5 protein-coding genes and 1 pseudogene are annotated in these 5,143 nt (G+C 68.2%); 2 read left to right on the top strand and 4 right to left on the bottom strand.

The annotated features are described in order from the left end of the window. Positions 1-523, bottom strand: a pseudogene (locus ACH107_RS29670) (hypothetical protein); the annotation flags it as partial. Positions 524-588: 65 nt separating this feature from the next. Between ACH107_RS29670 and ACH107_RS29665 the strand changes: the two are divergent. Next, a complete protein-coding gene (locus ACH107_RS29665; RefSeq protein WP_310691505.1) occupies positions 589-1,152 on the top strand; it encodes a TIGR00730 family Rossman fold protein in 564 nt (187 codons plus the stop codon). A 67-nt stretch (positions 1,153-1,219) separates the two neighbouring features. After that, a complete protein-coding gene (locus tag ACH107_RS29660; protein WP_412509308.1) occupies positions 1,220-2,134 on the top strand; it encodes an endonuclease/exonuclease/phosphatase family protein in 915 nt (304 codons plus the stop codon). A gap of 55 nt (positions 2,135-2,189) precedes the next feature. On the opposite strand, the gene ACH107_RS29655 is transcribed toward ACH107_RS29660, so the two are convergent. The 3 genes from ACH107_RS29655 to ACH107_RS29645 form a co-directional block, all read right to left on the bottom strand. Next, a complete protein-coding gene (locus ACH107_RS29655) occupies positions 2,190-2,789 on the bottom strand; it encodes a superoxide dismutase (RefSeq protein ID WP_412509307.1) in 600 nt (199 codons plus the stop codon). Between the two features lie 109 nt (positions 2,790-2,898). Continuing rightward, entirely contained in the window at positions 2,899-3,456 is a 558-nt protein-coding gene (locus ACH107_RS29650) for a sarcosine oxidase subunit gamma (protein ID WP_412509306.1), read from the bottom strand. Next, on the bottom strand, positions 3,449-5,143 hold a 1,695-nt coding region (locus tag ACH107_RS29645), incomplete at its 5' end, for a glycine cleavage T C-terminal barrel domain-containing protein (protein WP_412509305.1). The genes ACH107_RS29650 and ACH107_RS29645, both read right to left, overlap by 8 nt.

Below are 5,143 nucleotides of genomic sequence, written 5' to 3'. Positions count from 1 at the left end.
CGCTGGCCAGGTCGGGCGCCTCGGCCCCGGCATCGGGCGCCGGCGCGGGGTTGGCCCCGATGACATAGCGTTCGGGCGAGGGCCGCGCCGCGCCCTCGGGATCGCCCAGGAAGGCCAGCATCCGGGGGCTGTCGGAATAGCCCAACGCGGGGAAGGACTGGAAACTGCCCGAGGGATCGGCCGTCGTCCGGTCCACCTCGGCGCCGTCCACCAGCACGGACACTTCGGCCCCCGGTTCGGCCCGGCCGAAGATCAGCGCCATGCCGTCGGCCTCGACCGCGAGCTGGGCCAGGCGCGGGCCGTCCGGTATCGCGGCCGCCTCGGCGGGATCGCCTTGCGGCGCCGCCTGTTCAACGGCGCTTGCAAGGGGCGCATCGCCCGGCTCGGCCTCGGGCAGCGGGCGCAGCACGAAGGCAGCGGCCACGGCGCCGACCGCGACCCCACCGCCCAGCAGTATCAATAGCTTGTCGTTCACCTGGTTCCCATCCGCGCGGCACATCTCCTGGCCGCCGTCCCAATCCATTGGCAAACCCTATCAAGCCGCTTAACAGGGGTCAAAGCAATCCCCCCCTGACCCAAAGGTGCCCCATGTCCCCTGCCCCCGTTTCCGTCTGCGTCTACTGCGGGTCCCGCGACGGGGCCGACCCGGCCTATGCCCAGGCCGCCGAACAGACCGGAACCACGATCGCCGCGCGCGGCTGGCGGCTGGTCTACGGGGCGGGTGACATCGGCCTGATGGGGCGCGTGGCGCGGGCCGCCCAGGCCCGGGGCGGGCAGACGCTGGGCGTGATCCCCACACATCTGCTGGCGCGCGAGGTCGGCAAGCGCGACCTGACGACGCTGATCGTCACCGAGACCATGCACGAGCGCAAGAAGGTCATGCTGATGAACGCCGAGGCGGTCGTGGTCCTGCCCGGCGGCGCGGGCAGCCTGGACGAATTCTTCGAAGTGCTGACCTGGGCGCAGCTCGGGCTGCACGCCAAACCGATCTTCCTGCTCAACACCGGCGGCTACTGGGACCCGCTGCTCGTGCTGGCCGAGCGGATCGTGGCGCAGGGCTTTGCCGATGCCAGCCTGCTGGCGCTGTTCACGGTGGTTGCGGATGTCCCCGCGCTGGAGGCCGGTCTGGCCGCCGCGCTGGACACCGCCTGAGGCCCCCGGTTCACGGTTGCGCGATGCGGGCTGGCACCCCGGCCCGCCGCACGGCAAGCTGCGCGCCATGACACGTCGTATCATCAAGTCCGTGGCGGGGCTGATGCTGGTCACGCTGTTGCTGGCCTGCGGGGCGCATATCATCAACTCCGGCGACGCGGAGCTGCCGGCCAGGCCACCCGGCGCCCTGCGGGTGGCGACGCTCAACGTGCATTACATCGACCAGAGCGCCCGCGACGGGCCCTGGTCCCTGCCCGGCTGGGAGCGGCGCAAGCGCCCGATGGATGCCGCAGTCAAGGCCATCGGGCCGGATATCCTCGCCTTGCAGGAATCCGAGACCTTTCCGGCAACGAACCGCAACGGCACCAACCTGACGCTCGATTTCCTGCTGGAGCGCAACCCCGGCCATGCGGCGGCGGCCACGGGCGACCCGGCGGCGTTCCCCTCGACCCAGCCGATCCTTTACCGCACCGACCGGCTGACGCTGCTGGAGCAGGGCTGGTTCTTCTTTTCCGACACCCCGGACGTGATCTATTCGCCGACCTTCGACGGCTCCTGGCCCGCCTTCGCCAGCTGGGCCGAGTTCCGCGCGCCCTCGGGGCAGGTGTTTCGCGTGGTCAACGTGCACTTCGAATACCGCAGCGGGTCGAACCGGCTGTTGTCGGCGGCCCTCGTGCGCGACCGCATTGCCCCGGTGATCGCGGGCGGCACCCCGGTGCTGCTGATGGGCGACATCAACGCGCTGCACGGCTCAAGGACCATGGCGCGGCTTGAACGGGCGGGGCTGGACTTCCTTCCGGTGGACGGGGCAACCTACCACTTCAACCGCGGGATCAACCTTTTCGGCGCCATCGACCACATCGCCCGTTCCGGCGGGATCGGCCCGGCGGGCGACCCTGTCGTGCTGCGCCGCCGGTTCGGCGCGACTTGGCCCACTGACCATTATCCGGTGCTGGCCGACCTGCGCATGACCGAGCAATGAAAAAGGGGCCCGCAGTTGCCCTGCCAGCCCCCTTCGTATCCCTGTCGCGCGCCGGTCACATGCGGCTGGCGACGTTTTCCCAGTTCACGAGGTTGTCCAGGAAGTTCTGCAGGTAGGCCGGGCGCTTGTTGCGGAAGTCGATGTAGTAGGAGTGTTCCCACACGTCGCAGCCCAGCAGCGCGGTCTGGCCGAAGCACAGCGGGTTCACGCCGTTCTCGGTCTTGGTGATCTTGAGGCTGCCGTCGGCGTCCTTGACCAGCCAGGCCCAGCCCGAGCCGAACTGGCCGGCCCCGGCGGCGGCGAACTGCGACTTGAAGTCGTCGACCGAGCCGAAGGCCTCGACCAGCGCCTTTTCCAGCTCTCCGGGCATCTTGCTTTCGCCCGGGGTCATCATTTCCCAGAACTGGTTGTGGTTCCAGTATTGCGAGGCGTTGTTGAAGATGCCCGATTGCGCCACCGCCGTCGGGTCATAGGTGCCCTTGATGATTTCCTCGACGGACTTGCCCTCCCACTCGGTGCCGGCGATGGCCTTGTTGCCATTGTCGACATAGGCCTTGTGGTGGATGTCGTGGTGATATTCCAGCGTCTCGGCGGACATGCCCTTGGACGCCAGCGCATCGTGGGCGTAGGGAAGATCGGGAAGGTCGAATGCCATGGTAGTCCCCTTTTCAGGTCAATTTGCGTTACCTTACCTAACAAAGCCTTGTCTGCCCTCAGGTCAAGCACCAAGCATCGCAAAACCCGCTCCGGCCCGCCGGCCCGCCTTATCCTCCGCCGGTGCCGCCGCGGTATCCGACCGGCCCGGCCATTGCGGCTGTCGTCAACAAGTCGCGGGCATAGCGGTCGACGGAGCGAAAGCAGATCAGCCGCAGCGACTGGTCCGGTTCCATCCAGAACGCTGCCGGGATCTGCGCCATGCGGGTGCGGCGGAAATTGCCCGGCGCGAAGGCCGCGGGCGCCATGTCCACCGGGCAAAGCTTGGCGATGACCTCGCGCGCGGCGGGGCCCTCGACGGCAAAGAGGCTGCGCGCGTCCGAGACATCGACGGCCAGGTGGTGCTGGCCGGCCAGATCGGTGTCAATCCGTTCGATCGCCTCGCCGACCTGCGCCTGCGGGACCAGCACCAGCAGCTCGTCCGGCGACATCCAGGCCAGGCCGGTGTCGCCGTCCACCTGCGCCTGCCCCGCCTCGGGCATCACCGCACCGGTGATCTGCGTGCAGACATCGCGCAGGGTGTCCGAGGCCAGATCGCCGCGCAGGGTGATCATCCCTTGCGGCCCCAGGGCGCGCACCGTGGTCGCGATTGCGGCTGTCTCAGACATTCTGCTTCTCCCCCTCCGGGTCGTAAAAGACCGTGCTGACGATCCTGGCGGGCACCTCCGTGCCGTCGGTGCGCACGAAGGTCACCGTCTCGCCCATGCGCTCGGGGCCCTTGTGGACCAGCCCCATGGCGATGCCCCGGCCCAGGGTCGGCGAATGGTAGGTCGAGGTCACGCGCCCTTCGGTGTTGCGCTGGCCATTGGCATTGGTACCCGGCGCAGCGGCATAGGCCCCGTCGGGCAGGACCGACCCATCGAGCGTTTCCAGCCCCACAAGCTGCCAGCGGTCGGGGTCGGCCATGTGGCTGCGGGCCTGCGCGCGCTTGCCGACATAGTCGTCCTTCTTCTTGGAGATCGCCCAGTGCAACCCGAGGTCCTGCGGGATCACCGTGCCGTCGGTCTCGTCGCCGATCATGATGAAGCCCTTCTCGGCGCGCATGATGTGCAGGCATTCGGTGCCATAGGGCATGACGCCGAACTCCTGCCCGGCCGCGTGCAGCGCCTCCCACAGGGCCAGGCCCTGCCCGGCGGGCACGGCGATTTCATAGGACAACTCGCCCGAGAAGGAGATCCGGAAGACCCGCGCGTCGACCCCGCCGATCTTGCCTTGCGTCCAGCCCATGAAGGTCAGCGCCTCAGGCGACAGGTCGATGTCGGTGCCCAGCGTTTCCAGCACCTTGCGGGCATTGGGGCCGACCACGGCGATCTGGGCATACTGCTCGGTCAGGTTGGCGACGTGGACCTGCCAGTCCCACCACTCGGTCTGGAGCCATTCCTCCATATGGGCATGGACGCTGTCCGCCCCGCCCGAGGTGGTGTGGCACAGGAAGGTCTCGTCATCCAGGCGCGCCACCACGCCGTCGTCGGTGAGAAAGCCGTTTTCCGAACACATCAGGCCATAGCGGCAACGCCCCACCTTCAGGGTGCTCATCATGTTGGTGTAGAGCATGTCCATGAAGCGCGCGGCGTCCGGCCCCTTGACCAGGATCTTGCCCAGGGTCGAGGCATCCAGAACCCCGAGGTTTGTGCGCGCATTGGTCACCTCGCGCATGACGGCGTCGTGCTTGCTCTCGCCGGCCCGCGGATAGCAGTAAGGCCGCCGCCAATGGCCCACCGGCTCCCAAGCCGCGCCGTTCTCGGCGTGCCAGTCGTGCATGGGGGTGCGCCGGATCGGCTGGAAGATCTCGCCGCGCGCCTCGCCCGCGATGGCCCCCATGGAAATGGGCGTGTAGGGCGGGCGGAAGGTGGTCGTTCCCGTGGCCGGAATTGGTTGACCCAGTGCATCGGACAGCACAGCGAGGCCGTTGATATTGCTGAGCTTGCCCTGATCCGTCGCCATGCCCAGCGTGGTGTAGCGCTTGGTGTGTTCGACCGATTCATAGCCCTCTTGCGCGGCCAGCTGCACGTCGGCGACCTTCACGTCGTTCTGATAATCCAGCCACATCTTGGCGCGCAGCTTGTAGCTGGCCCCCTGGGGCATCATCCAGACCGGTTGCATCGGGCTTTCCTCGGGCGCATCGCCCTGCGGGGCCGCCCCTGCATCGCCCCCGACCCCGGCGGCCTGTGCGGCGGTGGCCCCCGTCTCGTGGGCATTGGACAGCACCGCGCGGGTGCACATGGCGCCATCGGCGGCCCCGCTACATCGCGACCTATCTTGCGAGCTGGGGCCTGATCGGGTGCGTTCTGGCTG

Source organism: Roseovarius halophilus (ex Wu et al. 2025), assembly GCF_047086965.1.
The sequence above is the reverse complement of the archived record's forward strand: the minus strand, read 5'-3'. Positions and strand labels throughout refer to the sequence as shown.